Origin of the sequence: Mucilaginibacter inviolabilis, assembly GCF_011089895.1 — a bacterium.
Lineage (GTDB): Bacteria > Bacteroidota > Bacteroidia > Sphingobacteriales > Sphingobacteriaceae > Mucilaginibacter > Mucilaginibacter inviolabilis.
In genome coordinates this window covers 1950917-1968528 of sequence record NZ_JAANAT010000001.1, presented here as the reverse complement: position 1 = coordinate 1968528, position 17612 = coordinate 1950917, and the positions used below count along the sequence as shown (strand labels likewise).

Genomic DNA, 17612 nt, shown 5'->3' with positions numbered 1-17612 from the left:
GCGGCCCAATAACCAATTTGAACGCGATAATAAATTATGAGCAAATCTTTTCTGGCGTTATTATTACTTTTTACAGGATCGCAATTGTTTGCACGAACGAATGATTACCTGATCACCGATTATGGCGCTGTAGGGAACGGCAACCAACTATGCACTAAATATATTCAAAAAGCTATTGATGCATGCCAGGCCAATGGCGGGGGAAGGGTTGTGATCCCATCCGGAGATTTTTTAACAGGTACTCTACATTTAAAGAGTCATGTTGAATTTTATCTGGAAAGTGGCGCTAAAATTTCAGGGAGCCTTAACCGGGCTGATTACCCTAAGGTTGCCGGCGAACGCGGGTTGATATTCGCTTTAAATGCAACAGATATAAGTATTACAGGCAGAGGAGAGATTAACGGTAATGGTGAAGCCTTTTTTCATGGTGATAACGCACCTGACCGACCATTTCTGGTTATGATAAAGAATTGCAGCCATGTAGCAGTATCTGGTGTCAGTCTTAAGAATGCCGCTTTCTGGACCTTTCGTCTGCTTTATAATGATCAGGTCAATGTTGATGGCATCCGCATATATTCACATGTAAATTTTAATAATGACGGATTGGATATCGATAGTAAAAATGTTACTATAAGCAATTGTATTATAGATACTGACGATGACGCGCTATGTTTTAAAAGTGATAGCAGTTTTATTTGTCAGAATGTTACCGTATCCAATTGCGTCCTTGCCTCCAATTGCAACTTTATTAAAATGGGTACCGCCTCTGTAGGTGGCTTCAGGAATATCAGCGTAAGTAATTGTGTATTGCGGAGAGCGTCAGAATCCCGCTTCCGGTTTTGGGAGCGCAGTGTTCCTGGCGTAAAGGAACCCGTGACTGGCCTTGCAGGAATTGCGCTGGAGATTGTTGATGGCGGTATTATGGATGGTATTCAAATTAATAACATAGTAATGGATGGGGTTCAAACTCCTTTATTTATCCGGCTGGGATCTCGAAGCAATCCTACCGGTGCAATCAAAAATGTGATAATAAGTAATGTGACAGCTAAAAGCGTAAGCAGAATAGCGAGTAGTATAACAGCGGTTCCGGGGTTTAAGATCGAGAGCGTACTTTTGCGTGATATCAATATCCAAAGTCCGGGAGGGGGAATTAAAAATGAATATTTAGCCAAAGTTCCTGAGCAGGTGAACGCCTATCCTGAAAACCGGATGTTTAATACCAGTCTTCCGGCCTATGGCTTATACCTTAGGCATGTAAGTAATATTGGTCTTTATAACCTTCAATTTAATCCATTAGATGACGAAGCTCGTCCCGCAATATATGTGGAGGATGGCCTGGGAATTCATATTTCGGAGCTACAGGCTGTTACTCCAATTGGTGGTGCGCCATTAGTAGAACTGAGCGAGACATCCGGAGTGAGTTTTGAAGGTCATGCATGGAACCAATCAATTCCTCTACTTTTCCTAATTCGGGGAGCACAATCGAAAAATATTATTATAGCCGGAAAATACTCCACCAACATTCAACGCCTTTATGAATTGAAAGATTCCACATCAAAGAATGCGGTTTCTATCAGATAGAAATGGAACTAATCAATGAAAATTACTATACCCAAATCCCCAAACAAAGCATGTCATACAATAAATTATGCTTTGAAATTTGTTTTAGTTTTACTTTGCTTACTGGCTACTCAGGTAAAGGCCCAGGAATATCAAGCAGGCGCTTTTAAGTTTACAATTCCACAGCAAGAAGGTGTTAAAGTGAGTGTATATCATGAAAGGTTAAAAAGCGGGGCCTTACTCGTGACCTGTCAATTCACTATGACGAGTTCTTTAAAAAATGAGATTATCATTAAATGGGCCACCCCACTTCGTGATATTACCGGTTTCTGGACAACGAACGGTAACGAAGCGCGTTTTATTCATGCAGGTTTCAAAATTCAGGCAAACCTTGCCAGCCAGGCGCCGGTTTTGGCCATGTATAATGATGCGGGACAAAATCGATTGACCGTAGCTTTATCCGACGCTTTTCATAAAACAACGCTGTCTGCCGCTGTAAATGAAGATAGTGCTATGCTGAGCTGTACTGCAAATATTGAAATCTCGGGCGAAGAACGAAACAAGCCATATCAACTTAGCCTGTTATTAAACGATCAGGATGAAAGATATGAAGATGCCCTGCGCAAAGTAGCCGTTTGGTGGGGTAATATGCCCGTTTATCATCCTGCTGTGATACCTTTTGCTGCAAAACAGCCCTTATATTCAACATGGTACAGTTATCATCAGAACTTTACCGAATCTTTACTTTTAAAGGAGTGCATGGAGGCTCATAAACTTGGCTATTCGGGAATTATTGTTGATGACGGCTGGCAAACGGTAAATCATTCCGGGGGGTATGCATTTACCGGGGATTGGAAAGCCGAACGTATTACCCATATGGCTGATTTTATTAAAAAGGTACATGCAACCGGAATGAAATGCTTGCTTTGGTACTCTGTACCTTTTATGGGGTACCGGGCCGAAGCTTATAAACGATTTGAGAACAAATTTTTATACAAAAGTGACCGTCAGTCTGCGGGGGTACTTGATCCCAGATATCCCGATGTCAGGAAATTTATAGTGAATAAATATGTGCAGGCACTAAGCTTGTGGAAGTTAGATGGTTTTAAACTTGATTTTATTGACAGCTTTACCAATCAACCTGGAAATCCTCCGGTTGTTAGTAAAGAAGCCGATTATCAATCAATTTATGATGGGGTTGATGCATTGATGGTGGAGGTGAAAAATGCACTTACTGCAATTAAACCAGATATACTGATTGAGTTTCGGCAATCTTATACAGGGCCGGCTATGCGCAAATATGGCAATATGTTCAGAGCAGGCGATTGCGCTGCAGCTGCACTTACTAACCGGATCAGAACAACAGACATCAGGTTATTAGCAGAAGAAACTGCCATTCATTCTGATATGCTTACCTGGAATTATGGAGATAAACCGGAGGTTGCTGCTTTGCAAATTCTCAATGTGATCTTCGCTATCCCTCAGCTTTCTGTACGCTTAACGGAAATACCTGCAGCGCATCTTAACATGGTTAGGTTTTATACACAGTATTGGCTCAAAAACAAAGATGTTTTGTTGAATGGCAGGTTCAGAGCGTATGGGCCGGAGATGAATTATCCGGTACTTAGCAGTAAAATGGGTGATAAACTGATTGCAGGCATTTACAGTGATCAGAGTCAGCCACTTCTTTTAAACATGCCTTTTGTGGATGTCATCAACGGGAAAACCACAAATGGAGTATTATTACGATTGGATTTTGCCAGAGCATATAAAGTTGATGTATTTGATTGTGAGGGAAAAAAAATCAGGACTCAAAGATTAAAAGTTAAGAAAGGAATTCAGAAGCTGAACATTCCTCCATCTGGCATAGCTTGTTTGCGAATGCTTTGAAATGTCTTATAAGAGGGATTTTTTAAAGATAAAGGAGTGAATTATACATATCTGATAAGGTTCAACAGCCGCTTAGTTCAATATATGCCCGTTCGGAGATAAAGATTTTGCTGCTTAATCACATTTCTGACGCTCTTTTAAATTGTTAGCGCTTAACGGTTTAGGGGTTTATTTGCTAAAATCGAACTATAAAAGATCCTGTTGCCTATCAGTTTATATGAAAAGGAGACAACACTTATGTGTTGTCTCCTCAAGTGACCTTGCAATCATAGTTTACGAATGTTTTATGGGAGATTTAAAGAAGTTGGCGATCACATATTCATACCAGCCATGTTATCTCCACCATTTTTAAATATGGCTTCGCTGTTTAACAAATAGGCTCCGTTGGTAACCACAATATCTCCGGCATTTAAACCAGAAAGGACGGGCACATAGCTCTGATTACCATTTCCCGGCTTGATTATTTTGGATGAAAAGCTGCCATCCAAGTTCTTGACCCACACTAAGCTGCCTTTTCCATCTGTTAAAATAGCCGAAACAGGTACCGCTAAAGCATGGTTGTTACCATGGCCAATAGAAATATAAGCTAGCATTCCGGGTCTGATCAAGCCTTGTGGATTAGGGATATTAATCCTAATCAAATTTACTTTAGAGGCATTTGATAATTCGGGATTAATAAATTCAATTTTGCCATTAGTAACTTGGCCGCCTAAATCAGGAAATGAAACGCTTACCCGGTCATTTTCCTTATAGCTGTTTATTTCGCTGGCATACAACTGAGCTTCTATCCATAAATTATCCAGGGCTTGTGTCTTCAAAATAGACATCCCTTCAGTTACATAATCACCTTCATGAACAGCAATTTCACTAACAGTTCCGCTGATTTTACTTAATATGGTTGTGGTTGCAGATACTTTGCCGGAAGCTGCTATATTCCTGATCTGAGCAGGTGACAGTCCCCAAAGTTGTAGTTTATTTTCGGCAGCACTAATCAATTGCTGGTAATCCACATCTGGGTTATGGAGCACCTTCTGCTGCTGTTTAGCCAATAAATATTCCTTTTCTGCCTCTTGCAAATCTTCGCTATAGATGGAATAAACAGGCTGTCCTGTCATAATTCTTTCGCCGGTAGTTCTGATAAACAATTGCTGTATCCGGCCCGCTAGCCTTGCACTCAACTCTTCTGATCGATTATCATCGGTAGTAACGGTTCCGGTCAACGTTTTTTCACTGCCAGTATTCTCTTCCCTTACGGTATCGGTTTGAATACCGGCCAGTTGAATCTGCGTGACTGTCAATCTGATCTTATTTGCAGTCATATCCATATTATTCCCGGTCATTTCTACTTTGATGAGCTTCATGCCACATATCGGGCAATTGCCTGGATGATCTTCGTGAATTTGCGGATGCATGGAACAGGTATAATAGGCTTTGTTTGCCGTCTTAGTAACTGTAGCCTTCGGTTTTTGTGTACAGGCTGTAAAAAGTACAGCTATTACTGTCATAAAGAATAGGAGCCCGGCTGCACTTAATATCCAAAAACGTTTCTTTATATTATTCATGACCTTGTGTTTTAATGAAGCTTTCACTGTCTGTTAAATATTGGGCATTATATGCCAGGCTATCCGTTACGGATAAACCTTTTGTGATCTGTATTTCGTTATTGTGGGCTGTTCCTGAACTTACCTGGTGAGCATGGAAAGACCCGCCGCTTTTTAACCAGACAATTTTAGTCTGCCCTAAATCAACCAGCGCCGATCGCGGAATCCATAAGCCCTCCGTACTGCCGGTTTGTATAGTAGCTTTGACGATGCTATTTACTTTTAGTTCATGATTCATATTATCGAGATAAACCCGGATGCTCGTTGTTTTGTCGCCATCTTGTAGAGCAGGTTCAATAAAATTGATCTTACCATTGATGGTCTTGCCTGGTATATCTGGTAATGAAATAGTTACTGACTGGTTTAATTTCAATCCGGAAATAGCAGCGCCGTCAATTTTTATGATCGCCCAAAGTTTATGTGGGTCAACTACGTTAAATAAAGTTTGTCCTTTTTCTACATACATACCTTCCTTAACCGATAAGGGCAGGTTTGTGGTAAGATCAGACGGTGATGATACCTGGGGAGCACCAGCCATCTGGCTATGTGGCATATCATGCACATGACCATCATAAGCACTGTATACGGGCAAGCGGTAAAAAATCTGCCTGGTTTTAATAAGCTGGTTAATTTGTTCGGAGGTCATGCCCAGCAGTAACAATTTCTGCTTTGCGGCATCAATTAATGCCGTTTCCTTTGCTGAGTTCTTTGTCAGAAAGATCAGGTCTTGTTGGGCAGTAACCATATCTGGGCTGTATATATCAAAAATCCGCTGCCCCCGGTGAATTTCCTGAAAGGCATATTTGATATACAGTTTTTCTATACGGCCCGAAAAACGTGACGCAATATTGTTAAATGTGCGTGTATCAAAGTCGAGGTAACCCTGGGCCGAGATCGTTGTTTGTACATCCTTTTCTATGGGCACAATAGCATTAACCGTTGATAGCACCGAAGAACTAACCGGTTGTAAAACGGTATTTAAACCGATGCCCGAACCTTCACTGACCTGACCTGATTTCTTTACCAGTGCCATGCCACAGATAGGGCAGCTGCCCGGATGATCTTCCAATATTTGAGGGTGCATAGGGCAGGTGTATTTAGCAGCCGTTTCAACCTGCGCATTAGCTGCTTTCTTTTTTTGATCAGAACAGGAAGAGAACAGCAACAGGCCCGACAGTAAACTGATCATGATGATTTTAATACTTTTCATTTGTTCTGGTTATTTAATGCGGATACCGTAGTTTCATTTTCCCGTTCATAAGCAACCTGTAAGGTTAAAAGCTCCTGCAGGCGATCTAATGCATTCATTCTGGAAGTTTGCAGATCTTTGATAACAAGCAGTACGGATGGCAGGTCGCCTGTATTTTGATCATAGGCCAATAATGCTGTTTTATAACTATTCTGTAAGGCGGGAATGATGTTTTGCTGGTAGTTGCCAATCTGCTTTTTTTTGTTCGTCATATCTACTTTAATACTGGCCAGTTGCCCCTGGGCCTGGTTGAGCACATCCATTTTTCGCTGCTGTAATTCCTCAACTTCGTAGCGGATACCTTTCAGGTTAGCCTTATATTCTTTGGATGCCCATGGAACTATAGGGATGGTGACAGAAGCCATTAAAATATATTGGTTAGCATAACCGCCATAACTGATCATATGTGCGGCCTGGATTCCAAAATCAGGCTTGCGTTTGCTGTATTCAACCTTTGCATTTAATGCTTGTAGTTCAATATTCCTGTTGATACTTTTTATATCACTTCGGGCATTGGCCAATGTCGCGGTATCGGTTAATGCACTGTCGTAATTATTTAATACGACTGTAGTGTCTACCGAAAAAACTGCCTGTTTATCCCGGTTCATCAACGTATTGAGCATGATATTTTTTTGGCTGATCTCATTGTTTAATTGATCACGGGTATTATCCAGTTCGTATAGATCTGCTTTGGCCTTGTAAATATTATTAAGCTTTTCTTTGCCATATGTGAGCCGGATATTGGCGTCTTTGAGCATGTACTCCAACAGGCTTTGTGAATGCTGTAGTAAGGTCAGCTTTTTCTCCAATACCACACGCTCATAATAGTATTGCTTAGCCTGAGCAACCAGCTGGTTTTTTAGATAATCTTTGTCGGCTTCTGTTATTTTGGAAGCTCCTTTCATATAATTCTCTTTGGCCTTGAGCTTTGCCGGGTTGGTGAACATTTGCTCGGCCTGGATCATGAATGAACCACCATTGGGGCTAAACTGGTAGGGCACCTGGTACTGGCCCGCGCTTATCTTGGGTGCATCCAGGCTTTTTGCCCCGGTGGCGTAAGCATCCTGCGCGCTGGCCTTGGCGACCAAAGCCTGTAATGCAGGGTTATCAGCCACACGAGCAACAACACTATCCAACGGCAGACGCTGTACTTGCGCTTTTGCCGGCAGGTATATAAACCAGGCGAACAGCATAGCTATAATTTGAAATTTCGTTTTCATGGTTTTATTCTTTTACATCTAATACTTCCAGCTTGCCATATCTTTTTAACTCGTATTCCTTCACCATCAAAAAGATGAGTGGGGTAACCAGTAAAATATGTGTAGAAGAAGTTAAAACACCTCCTATCATTGGCAATACGATAGGCAACATCACATCACTGCCTGTTCCGCTTGCCCAAAGCACTGGCACTAATCCGAACAAGGCTACACAAACCGTCATGAGTTTTGGCCGCAGGCGTTTCACGGCACCGTTCATCACGTAAACACGCAGATCTTCGCGGGTAATTGATTCTTTGGAATTTCCTTTTAATGCGATCAATTGCTGCATAGCATCATTCAAATAGATCACCATCACAATACCTGTTTCTACAGCTATCCCAAACAAAGCGATAAATCCCACTGCAACAGCAACAGACAAATGCACCCCAAAGAAATACACCATGTAAGCGCCGCCGATCAACGCGAAAGGGATAGAGATGAGGCTAAAAAAAGCTTCACGGATGGAGTGGAAGGCAAAATACAAACAGGCAAAAATGATGAGTAGTACAATGGGCAATACCAGCTTTAAGGTATGCTCAGCACGGATCAGGTTTTCATACTGACCGCTCCATTCAATATAATAACCTTTGGGCAACGATTTAACCATGGTATTTAATCTTTCCTGTGCTTCTTTAACCGTACTACCCAGATCGCGGTCGCGTACATTGAACAGAACTGTACCTCTCAACAGGGCATTTTCGGATTGTACCATAGCCGGGCCATCACTGATTTTGATATCAGCAACGGATGATAAGGGAATCGGCCCGTTATTAGTAGTTTGTACCAATGTGCGTTTGATTGCATCCAGGTTGTTGCGGTAGTCCTGCGCCAGCCGTGTGTTGACACTGAACCGTTGCCTGCCTTCAACTGTAGTGGTTAGGTTCATACCTCCCAATGCGCTTTCCACCACCTCATTTACATCGTCTACACTAAGGCCGTATCTGCCGATAGCCTCTTTATTGACCTGGATATCCAGGTATTTACCACCGGTGATCGGATCAACATATAAGTCTTTTACCCCGTTAATGCCCTGTAGTGCTTGTTTCATCTGGCTCGATAACGCATAGATGGTATCCAGATTTTGGCCGTAAACTTTTAAACCCACATCGGTACGGATACCAGTCGAGAGCATATTGATACGGTTGATGATGGGTTGAGTCCAGCCGTTCACCACACCAGGTATTTGTAATTTAGCGTTCAGTTCATTGATGATATCTTCCTTTTTAATGCCTTTACGCCATTCGCTTTTAGGCTTTAACAGGATGATTGTTTCTGTCATACTGATCGGTGAATTATCGGTAGCGGTATTGGCCCGCCCGGCTTTGCCCAAAACATTTTTTACCTCAGGCACGCTTTTAATGATCTTGTCCTGTACCTGTAAAAGCTGTTTTGCCTGTGCATTGGATACATCGGGTTGGGTAACCGGCATAAACAGGATCGTCCCCTCATCTAATGGCGGCATAAACTCGCTGCCTAAACTCACCAACAGTGGTATGCTGATCAATAAAGCTATAAGATTAATCCCGATAGTTGTTTTGCGCCAGGTAATGCACCAGTTAAGTATGGGCCGGTACAGCTTTTCCAACGTATTAGTTAAAGGGTTACGGTCATCTGTTCTCAATTTCCCTTTCAGGAAAAAAGAGATCAAGACAGGAGCGAGCGTTACCGCCAGGATGGCATCAATAGCCAGTATAAAAGTCTTTGTCCAGGCCAGTGGGCCGAACAGTTTGCCTTCCTGTCCTTCCAGTAAAAATACCGGCAGGAATGAAGCCACAATAATCAGCGTAGAAAAAAACACGCCACGGCCCACCTGCTTGCAGGAAGCTTCTATGATTTTTATTCGTTCTGCTGTGTTCATGATTTTTCTTTTTGTTGTGCCAGGGATAGGTTCCGGTGCGCGTTTTCAACCATGACAATGCCGTTATCTACAATTACCCCAATTGCCAGCGCAATGCCTGTTAGCGACATGATGTTAGAGCTGATGCCAAATGCATTGAGCAGGATGAAACTGGTGGCTATAGTAATGGGGATCTGTATAATAATGCTTAAAGCACTTTTAAAACTCAGCAAGAACAGGATCACAATAACAGATACTGTGATCATTTCTTCGATAAGCGTATGTTTCACAGAACCAATAGCGCTTTCTATGAGTTCGCTCCGGTCATAAGCTATCTTGAATTTTACGCCTTGAGGAAGTCCTTTTTGAATGTCGGCCATTTTATCTTTCACCGCGTGAATAACCTTATCGGCATTTTCACCGTAACGCATCACCACAATACCACCAACAGCTTCGCCATTGCCGTTCTGGTCAAAAATGCCCAGGCGCTCATCTCCACCCATTTGTACGGTAGCAATATCTTTGATCTTCACTGGTATGGTATTGATCACGCCAACGGGCATGTTCTCCACATCTGATAGGGTCTTGATATAGCCCAGGCCGCGAACGATGTAACCTGTGCCGTTCATTTCAAACTTACGGCCACCTACATCGTTGTTATTGCTTTTCACCGCTTTCAAAACCTGTGATAGCGGGATATTATAGTAATTGAGTTTATGCGGATCGATAGTAACCTGGTATTGCTTCTCAAAACCGCCGAAAGAGGCCACTTCGCTAACATCCGGTACGGTTTGCAGTCCTAATTTTACATACCAGTCCTGCAGGGCCCTTTGTTCACCCAGGTCCATCCCTTTGGCATCCAGTGTATACCATAAAATATGGCCAACACCTGTGCCGTCGGGACCTAACGTCGGGGTGATTCCTTGCGGTAATAGACGCTGTGCGTAATTTAGTCTTTCCAGTACCCGGCTGCGTGCCCAGTACACATCGGCTTTATCGTCAAAAACAATATAAACAAAGCTCATCCCGAACATGGATGTGGCACGAATGGCTTTTACTTTGGGAATCCCCTGCAGATTACTCACCAATGGGTAAGTCACCTGGTCTTCCATAATTTGCGGACTGCGCCCCTGCCATTCGGTAAATACGATCACCTGGTTCTCCGAAAGATCGGGTATAGCATCGATGGGGTTTTCTTTAATCGCGTAGATGCCCCAGGCAAACAGACCAGCCGCAACCAGGAGAACGATATACCTGTTTTTTAAAGACAGGGAAATGAGTTGATTAATCATCGTAATAGGTTTTAATACCCCCTTTAGCCAGTTGACTAAAAGGGGGTAAATCATTTTACATCTTCATTTTCATCGGTTCGGTCTTCTTTTTGGCCGGTTCTTTTTTAACCAGTGTCATGCCGCATTTTGGACATTTACCGGGTTTATCACTCAGCACTTCCGGATGCATGGTACAGGTATACTGCACTTTTGCTGGTTTAACCTTTTTTGTTTTTGTGGTGTCGGATACTGTATTAGTAGTATTTGTGGCAAAAACGGTTACTGCTGAAAATAGGATGGCAACAGCCATTAACATTACTTTTTTCATGAGTTTTAACTAATTATATGGTTTGATGATTAATTGCACGTTTTAAAATCAGGAGGGATCCACTTTTGACAGGTAATAGTTGACGCTATATTGTTGGTGAATAGCATCGTAGATTAGCAGATCGCTGTCTGTTCTGAACCGGGTATCCAGAACCTCGAAAGCCCTTCCGTTCCTGAATATCTTTTTTAAATTCTCCAGGGTATACAGATATACCTGATCAGCTCCCTTTACACTGAAATAATGCGTAATGACAGGTTTGAAGAGGTTAAGTTTATCACCGGGACGCTGACGTTCGTAAATAGTAATGGCACCGCGTTCCAAAACTTTGAAATCGGAAATGCGGAGACCTTTTATGGCGACAGGCGAATCTTGAGTTGTAATAATAATTGGAGCATTAAAGCTATTGGCTTGCACCAATGATTTTGATAAAATCAGGGCAAACAAAACGATCGAAAATTTGAAAGTTTTCATTTTTAAAAATATAAGTGTGTAATTGCCGAAATCGTTCAGCAATACATCGATAGATAAAAAATATGGGTTAAAAGATGGAATAGTCTAATTCGCCTGTATGGCGATTAAACAATAGGAGAGGAAATGCCGGAGGTATTAAATTCTGTAGTTGGAGTAGAGGATGTAAAGTGGATCGCGATGGAAAGGGGGTGCCTGGCTATTATAGGCCCTTACATCTTTTGAGGTTATTCTTTCTGCTAATGTTGGAACAGAAAATAACGGAATAATAAAAGCAAATGAATTTTTTAAGTTCAGATCGGTTTTGGCCGAAACGTGATTGTCTTTTACTTTGAAGTTTGCCTTAACGGTTTTGCAGCAATCAGAGCCACTTATTGCCTTACAATCACCTTTCGATGCAGAACTAACAGACAGAGATACACTGGCTAATTTACCACAACAATAAAACTTATCTATGGTAATCCCATAAACAGATGCTGTGTAGATCAGGAGAAGTAATATGACTGCTATTCTTTTCACGATGCTAAATTAAGGCAATTCTTCGATTCGTTTTTATATAATTATGGTAAAGTTTTATATTTTATTTTTTAGATATTTCGTAGTGAACTGATAGGGAAGATTAATATTAACTAGCTATCTGTATGTTTACTTTGCACAAGGGATGATCTATATCAAAGGGCTTTTCGATAAAACCGGCATACTGGTACCTGGATCGGATTGCACTGCTCTGTCTTGAGATTTACAATTTTCATTCGTGCCTAGATAAAGTATCTCTATATCAATTTTTTATTGACATAAAAAAGGAGACAACACCTAAGTATTGTCTCTTTAAGTGGCGCTCGGACCACAATTCTCCAATACCTTTATAGACGATTTAAAGAAATTGGCCTCAATAATTTAAAGATCAGAGCAACATATCTTTTTAGATTGGTTGGCTCATCCAGTATTAACAAGTTTTATGGGGTCTAACAGTAACTCGGACGTTCTTTAAAAATGCATTGTCAATACAGAAGACAATAAAGTATATACATATGGAAGATTGCATCAAAATACTTGCAATTGAGTCACGCTTTATTCAAATTATAGGTATAGTCTGAACTTAAAATCACAGAATTTTGGAGAAAAAGATAAAGTTGGGTTCAGAAAACAATTTGGTTTGTAGTACGAGTATCCTCTGTAAAATGAGCATTTTTGTATCATGATCAATTTGATCCGGAAAAATTATAAAATAATTGGTATCCATCTGCTTTTTTGGTCGGCTTTCATCTTGTATAATATAATCGACGCTGGATGGACAAACAAAGATTCCTGGATTTTTAGTATTCGACCATCCCTTGCAACCGATTTGATTGTGATTGTACCTATAGTGTATATCAATTACTATGTGCTTATGCCAGCATTTTATAGTAAGGGTAAATATGTTCAGTACATGTGCTGTTTTATTTTATTATTATTTATGGGAGGGCTTGGGACACGTTTTTTTGCATTTTCGATATGGCTTCCTTTAGAACATTTGGGTAATCCCTCAGAATGGGAGCCTGGTAATTTTTGGATCCCGGCACGAATAATCAAAAATATCGCAAAAATATTTCCGGTAATTGCAGCAACTATGATTCTTAGATTGGTTGGTAATGCTTACCGCCAGGAAAAAAGGATAAGGGAGATAGAAAGAGAAAGTTATGATGCCGAAATTGGTTTATTAAAAGCACAAATCAACCCACATTTTTTCTTTAATACCCTTAATAGTCTTTATTCCCTTTCGCTGGAAGCTTCTCCCAAGTCTCCAAAAATGATAATGCATTTGGCTGATTTAATGCGGTACATGCTTTATGATACCAGTGCAAGTAGAGTTTTACTCACAGATGAACTCACCCACCTGGAAAATTATATAGGCATTGAACGAATGCGTTTTGGTGATCACCTTGATCTTTCTTTTCAGTATTCCGGAGATATTGAAGGCAAATGGATCACCCCGCTTTTGTTGCTGCCTTTTGTGGAAAATGCTTTTAAACATGGTGTTGAAAAGGATGGAGGCTGGGTGACAATCGATCTTAAGGTTAGCGAAAAACGGTTATACCTAAAGGTAGAAAACAGTTTTACAGAAATTCCTGGCCGATTACAAGGGGGAGGAATGGGGCTTAAAAATGTAAAAAGGCGGCTTGCTCTAATTTATCCTTCTCATCATCAACTGAATGTAGAACATGATAATGACGTTTATAGGGTAGATCTGAAAATTGATTTATGAGTAAAGCCTATAAAAGCTAGCAGGCAGTGCATTATTATCTGGTGAATTGAATCCATACCTATAACTAAGCTGCTTCAAAACTGCCGGTTTAATATAAGCACCGCCCACTTAAGCGGTGCTATATATTGCACTATTGACCGATCTAGTTTACCCGTATAATAATCCGTGTAATTCCTATGAGAAATAAAGAACGAAGTGTATTTACTTTTAGATTACTGCATAAGCCTTCATGCAGATAGCTCAGCGCACCAACTTTGGCCATCTGCTTTTTTTAATTAAGTCGCTCTATATTGGTTCAAAATTAACTACTCATAGCGGGGTAAAATAGTTACGTTTAGTTAACTAATAGTCTGAAATGGTATTTCGCTTCCATATGTATCAGAGCTTGCAGCATCTCTAAAATATTAGGTATTACTTTACTGTTTGTGACTGTTTATTTACCCGAAGAGGCTATTTTATCCGTGCACCGATAAATAATTTTGTGCTGTTTATATACAAATTATTCAGCATGACAAACCAAGCCATTTACATAATCAGGTGTTGCCCTATTTTTAAGCTTCCGGCCTTTCTCCACCGTTGTTAAGCTATTTCAAAAACGTTGTACGTTAAAAGCAGCCTGCTGTTTACAAGCAACAGGAATGTGAAGTTATTATAATGATCAATCTGGCGCCAGCTATTGCCGCTCAATAAATTTATTTAATAGAATTTTATGGAAGAAAACCATTCGTATAAACAAGTATTATCACTGCCTGTGCTCGTTGCCGCCATGGGTTACTTTGTTGATATTTATGATCTGTTGTTATTTAGTATTGTCAGAATATCAAGTCTGAAGGGATTACATGTGCCGGCTAATCAACTTCTCGAAAAAGGTGTTTTCCTGATTAATATACAAATGGGAGGGATGTTGGTAGGTGGTATTTTTTGGGGTATTATAGGTGATAAACGTGGCCGACTGTCAGTATTGTTTGGATCGATCACCCTATATTCTTTGGCCAATATTGCCAATGGTTTTATTGTTTCCGTTGATCAGTATGCTTTTTTTAGATTCATTGCAGGGATTGGATTAGCTGGTGAGCTGGGAGCCGGTATTACGCTGGTTGCTGAAATACTTCCTAAAGCCATCCGTGGGTATGGTACCTCCATAGTTGCCGCTATAGGCTTACTCGGAGCCGTTTTAGCTTATCTGGTGGCTGATGCCTTCGATTGGAAGATAGCTTATATAATAGGAGGTTTTATGGGATTTATGCTTCTTGGTATACGTTTTAAGTTGTTTGAATCCGGAATGTTTAACATGGTAAAGGAGAAAAATATTAGAAGAGGAAATATCCTGGTGTTATTTAGCTCATCTCGGAAATTTATAAAATATCTAAGATGTATCTTGGTGGGGCTGCCTGTTTGGTTTGTTATTGGGGTATTATTCACATTTTCTCCTGAGTTTGGTAAAGTAATGGGAATACCGGTTCCCATTCAGGCTGGCAAAGCTGTAATGTATGGATATATTGGCCTTTCACTGGGTGATATCAGCAGCGGACTATTAAGTCAGTATATGAAAAGCAGAAGAAAGATAGTTTTCTTTTTTTTAATACTGACCAGTTTCGCTATTACACTTTTTCTGACACAAGATTCAAAGAATATTTTCGTGTTTTACAGCCTTTGTCTTTTTCTTGGATTTTCTATTGGCTTTTGGGCATTATTTGTTACTATTTCAGCTGAGCAATTTGGTACAAACCTCCGGGCTACAGTAGCAACTAGCGTTCCTAATTTTGTTAGGGGTAGCGTTAATATTTTAGGACCGTTATTTTTGATAGGAAAAGGTTATTGGGGAGTATTGCCTTCAGCAGGAGTGGTGGGAGCCTGTGCAGTAGGGTTTGCGTTTTTAGCGGTCTGGAAAATGGAAGAAACATTTCATAAAGATCTGAATTATCTGGAGTCTGAATAGTATTATCGTAACCCTGATTAATGGTGTGTTATTTTTTATACAAAATGATGATTTGAATAAGTTACATAATCAAACGTCAATGCGTAAAATGAATAGATAAAAAACCAGGAAGAGTTGTAGGTTAAATACAAGCAACATGGACCTGAATTTCATGATTTTATTAATCAAACTTTCCAATCCAGTTTCTTCACTACTTCCCTTGCATAGGTATTCCCGATGGGAATAGTTGCAGATTGAATGGTTAATACCGAGGCGGAATAAGAATTGATATGAGCCAAAGAAACAATATAAGACCGGTGTACTCTTAGGAATTGGTTTGCAGGTAGTTTTTCTTCAAAATAAGTCAAGGTTTGATAGGTAATTATTTGATTGTTAATCGTAAATATTTTGACATAATCTTTTTGCCCTTCAAAATACATGATCTCTTTTAATACAATCCTAACCATTTTTTTATCAGACTTTACATAAATAAAAGCTTCGTTATTAATCGCCTCGGTCAGTTGAACGTGTTGTTGATGGATATGACCGGGGGAGGCCTGACTTTCGTATTTATCGATGGCCTTTAAAAAACGCTCAAAAGAAATGGGTTTAAGCAAATAATCTATAACATTGAGTTCATAACCTTCTACCGCAAACTCACTATACGCAGTAGTAATAATAACGGCCGGAGGATTTTTAAGCGTTCGTAATAATTCAATACCGGATAGGTGAGGCATTTGAATGTCAAGGAAAAGCAGATCAATACTGGAGGCTCTGATTGCAGTATATACTTCTAAACCGGTAGCGCAAATGGCTCCAATGCTTAATCTTTCCAGTTTACCAATATATGATGCGATAACATTCCGGGCCAGAACCTCATCGTCTGCTATAATACAATTGATCTTTTTCATAGATTTATTTTCAGATCTACCTTATAAACACCTTCATCCTGATCTTCGTTAAGTTCGTGACTTCCAGGGTAAATCAAATGTAACCTTCTTTTTACATTTGCAAGCCCGAAACCTCCAATTTTGGGTTTAGAGGCAGTATCAAAACTATTTTCCACCTTTAAATATAAGTGATTTTCAATGATTTTCAGATCGATAGTGATCCAGCCAGAATTGTTTTCGATGCCATGTTTGAAGGCGTTTTCAATAAAGGGAAGCAACAGGAGTGGAGCTATCCACTGCCCCTCGATATCTCCGGAGTACTGAAAAGAAAGATCAAGTCGGTCTGTAAAACGCATCTGTTCAATTTGGATATAGTTTTGCAGATGGGTGAGTTCATTTCTTAATATTACTTTACCCTCGCTGGCTTCATAAAGCATATAGCGCATCAGATTTGATAGTTTTAACACCACATTCGGTGATTCTTTTGAGGCAACTAAAGTTAAGGCATATAAACTATTGAGCGTGTTAAAGAAAAAGTGTGGGTTGATCTGAGCTTTTAAGAGACTCATTTCGGCACTAAATTTTTCCTTTTCTATTTCTCTCAATTTTTTTTCCTGCTGGTGGGCGTTTCTAAGCAGTTTAATGAACATCGTAGCGCTTACTACTATTAAAACATCGATGGTATCCTTTATAATACGTATGGTTAGCCAAAAACCTGTAGGCAATCTAATACCGGGATGATGCATCCGCGCAATCGGAAACCAGATTAACCAACAAAGAAAGCGTTGCGAAAGACCACCTGCTAACACCAGCAATAACAAATACACTATATATTGTACATATTTTTGGCGCAGGTAAAACACGGGAATCAAAAAGTATAAATTGATATAAACAGCAAGCATAACCAGTAGTATATCAGTTAACTGATCCGATCCGGGTAAAATAAAATGCCAGGTATCTCTATCCCGATGATTCCATCCATCGATGATGATGATATATAAAATATATACCAGCCATAACAACAACTGCCTGCCAATCGAATTATATTGCTTGAGTTTCATACAGTACCTCATGTAAAACTGCATAAAAATGGAAT

14 protein-coding genes are annotated in these 17612 nt (G+C 40.2%); 4 read left to right on the top strand and 10 right to left on the bottom strand.

What is annotated here, in order from left to right:
* Positions 1 to 36: 36 nt before the first annotated feature.
* Together G7092_RS07935 and G7092_RS07930 are read left to right on the top strand one after the other, a co-directional pair.
* Positions 37 to 1581 (top strand): glycoside hydrolase family 28 protein, encoded by a 1545-nt coding sequence (locus G7092_RS07935; RefSeq protein WP_166087924.1) that lies wholly within the window; start codon positions 37 to 39, stop codon positions 1579 to 1581.
* A gap of 72 nt (positions 1582 to 1653) precedes the next feature.
* Positions 1654 to 3450, top strand: a complete 1797-nt coding sequence (locus G7092_RS07930) for a glycoside hydrolase family 36 protein (protein ID WP_166087922.1) — start codon at positions 1654 to 1656, stop codon at positions 3448 to 3450.
* 311 nt (positions 3451 to 3761) lie between these two features.
* On the opposite strand, the gene G7092_RS07925 is transcribed toward G7092_RS07930, so the two are convergent.
* The 8 genes from G7092_RS07925 to G7092_RS07890 all read right to left on the bottom strand — a co-directional run bounded on the left by G7092_RS07925 (position 3762) and on the right by G7092_RS07890 (position 11982).
* The gene (locus tag G7092_RS07925; protein ID WP_166087920.1) at positions 3762 to 5012 is read right to left on the bottom strand and encodes an efflux RND transporter periplasmic adaptor subunit; all 1251 of its coding nucleotides are present in this window, start codon (positions 5010 to 5012) and stop codon (positions 3762 to 3764) included.
* Positions 5005 to 6261: a heavy metal-binding domain-containing protein gene (locus G7092_RS07920; RefSeq protein WP_166087918.1), complete on the bottom strand. Its 1257-nt coding sequence runs from the start codon at positions 6259 to 6261 to the stop codon at positions 5005 to 5007. The genes G7092_RS07925 and G7092_RS07920 overlap by 8 nt, the downstream gene beginning before the upstream one ends.
* Positions 6258 to 7520 carry a TolC family protein gene (locus G7092_RS07915; RefSeq protein ID WP_166087916.1) on the bottom strand — a complete coding sequence of 421 codons (1263 nt, stop codon included), beginning with the start codon at positions 7518 to 7520 and terminating at the stop codon, positions 6258 to 6260. The genes G7092_RS07920 and G7092_RS07915 overlap by 4 nt, the downstream gene beginning before the upstream one ends.
* A gap of 4 nt (positions 7521 to 7524) precedes the next feature.
* The gene (locus G7092_RS30760) at positions 7525 to 9417 is read right to left on the bottom strand and encodes an efflux RND transporter permease subunit (RefSeq protein WP_166087914.1); all 1893 of its coding nucleotides are present in this window, start codon (positions 9415 to 9417) and stop codon (positions 7525 to 7527) included.
* A complete protein-coding gene (locus G7092_RS30755; protein ID WP_166087912.1) occupies positions 9414 to 10688 on the bottom strand; it encodes an efflux RND transporter permease subunit in 1275 nt (424 codons plus the stop codon). The genes G7092_RS30760 and G7092_RS30755 overlap by 4 nt, the downstream gene beginning before the upstream one ends.
* Positions 10689 to 10743: 55 nt before the next feature.
* On the bottom strand, positions 10744 to 10995 hold the full coding sequence (locus G7092_RS07900) for a heavy metal-binding domain-containing protein (protein ID WP_166087910.1): 252 nt from the start codon (positions 10993 to 10995) through the stop codon (positions 10744 to 10746).
* Between the two features lie 48 nt (positions 10996 to 11043).
* Positions 11044 to 11466, bottom strand: a complete 423-nt coding sequence (locus G7092_RS07895) for a DUF4197 domain-containing protein (RefSeq protein ID WP_166087908.1) — start codon at positions 11464 to 11466, stop codon at positions 11044 to 11046.
* A gap of 135 nt (positions 11467 to 11601) precedes the next feature.
* Complete coding sequence (locus G7092_RS07890) at positions 11602 to 11982, bottom strand: HYC_CC_PP family protein (protein WP_166087906.1); 381 nt, start codon at positions 11980 to 11982, stop codon at positions 11602 to 11604.
* A gap of 679 nt (positions 11983 to 12661) precedes the next feature.
* On the opposite strand from G7092_RS07890, the gene G7092_RS07885 reads away from it, so the two are divergent.
* Together G7092_RS07885 and G7092_RS07880 are read left to right on the top strand one after the other, a co-directional pair.
* Entirely contained in the window at positions 12662 to 13708 is a 1047-nt protein-coding gene (locus G7092_RS07885) for a sensor histidine kinase (protein ID WP_166087904.1), read from the top strand.
* 709 nt (positions 13709 to 14417) lie between these two features.
* The gene (locus G7092_RS07880; protein ID WP_166087902.1) at positions 14418 to 15647 is read left to right on the top strand and encodes an MFS transporter; all 1230 of its coding nucleotides are present in this window, start codon (positions 14418 to 14420) and stop codon (positions 15645 to 15647) included.
* A 164-nt stretch (positions 15648 to 15811) separates the two neighbouring features.
* On the opposite strand, the gene G7092_RS07875 is transcribed toward G7092_RS07880, so the two are convergent.
* A complete protein-coding gene (locus tag G7092_RS07875; RefSeq protein WP_166087900.1) occupies positions 15812 to 16537 on the bottom strand; it encodes a LytR/AlgR family response regulator transcription factor in 726 nt (241 codons plus the stop codon).
* On the bottom strand, positions 16534 to 17577 hold the full coding sequence (locus G7092_RS07870) for a sensor histidine kinase (RefSeq protein WP_166087898.1): 1044 nt from the start codon (positions 17575 to 17577) through the stop codon (positions 16534 to 16536). Before G7092_RS07870 ends, G7092_RS07875 begins: the two co-directional genes overlap by 4 nt.
* Between the last annotated feature and the right edge of the window lie 35 nt (positions 17578 to 17612).

Excerpts from the sequence above, each read along its gene's own strand:
- G7092_RS07885 (WP_166087904.1), top strand. The coding sequence starts at position 12,662 with ATGATCAATTTGATCCGGAAAAATTATAAAATAATTGGTATCCATCTG.
- G7092_RS30755 (WP_166087912.1), bottom strand. The coding sequence starts at position 10,688 with ATGATTAATCAACTCATTTCCCTGTCTTTAAAAAACAGGTATATCGTT.
- G7092_RS07875 (WP_166087900.1), bottom strand. The coding sequence starts at position 16,537 with ATGAAAAAGATCAATTGTATTATAGCAGACGATGAGGTTCTGGCCCGG.
- G7092_RS07920 (WP_166087918.1), bottom strand. The coding sequence starts at position 6,261 with ATGAAAAGTATTAAAATCATCATGATCAGTTTACTGTCGGGCCTGTTG.
- G7092_RS07900 (WP_166087910.1), bottom strand. The coding sequence starts at position 10,995 with ATGAAAAAAGTAATGTTAATGGCTGTTGCCATCCTATTTTCAGCAGTA.
- G7092_RS07935 (WP_166087924.1), top strand. The coding sequence starts at position 37 with ATGAGCAAATCTTTTCTGGCGTTATTATTACTTTTTACAGGATCGCAA.
- G7092_RS07895 (WP_166087908.1), bottom strand. The coding sequence starts at position 11,466 with ATGAAAACTTTCAAATTTTCGATCGTTTTGTTTGCCCTGATTTTATCA.
- G7092_RS07925 (WP_166087920.1), bottom strand. The coding sequence starts at position 5,012 with ATGAATAATATAAAGAAACGTTTTTGGATATTAAGTGCAGCCGGGCTC.
- G7092_RS30760 (WP_166087914.1), bottom strand. The coding sequence starts at position 9,417 with ATGAACACAGCAGAACGAATAAAAATCATAGAAGCTTCCTGCAAGCAG.
- G7092_RS07870 (WP_166087898.1), bottom strand. The coding sequence starts at position 17,577 with ATGAAACTCAAGCAATATAATTCGATTGGCAGGCAGTTGTTGTTATGG.
- G7092_RS07915 (WP_166087916.1), bottom strand. The coding sequence starts at position 7,520 with ATGAAAACGAAATTTCAAATTATAGCTATGCTGTTCGCCTGGTTTATA.
- G7092_RS07880 (WP_166087902.1), top strand. The coding sequence starts at position 14,418 with ATGGAAGAAAACCATTCGTATAAACAAGTATTATCACTGCCTGTGCTC.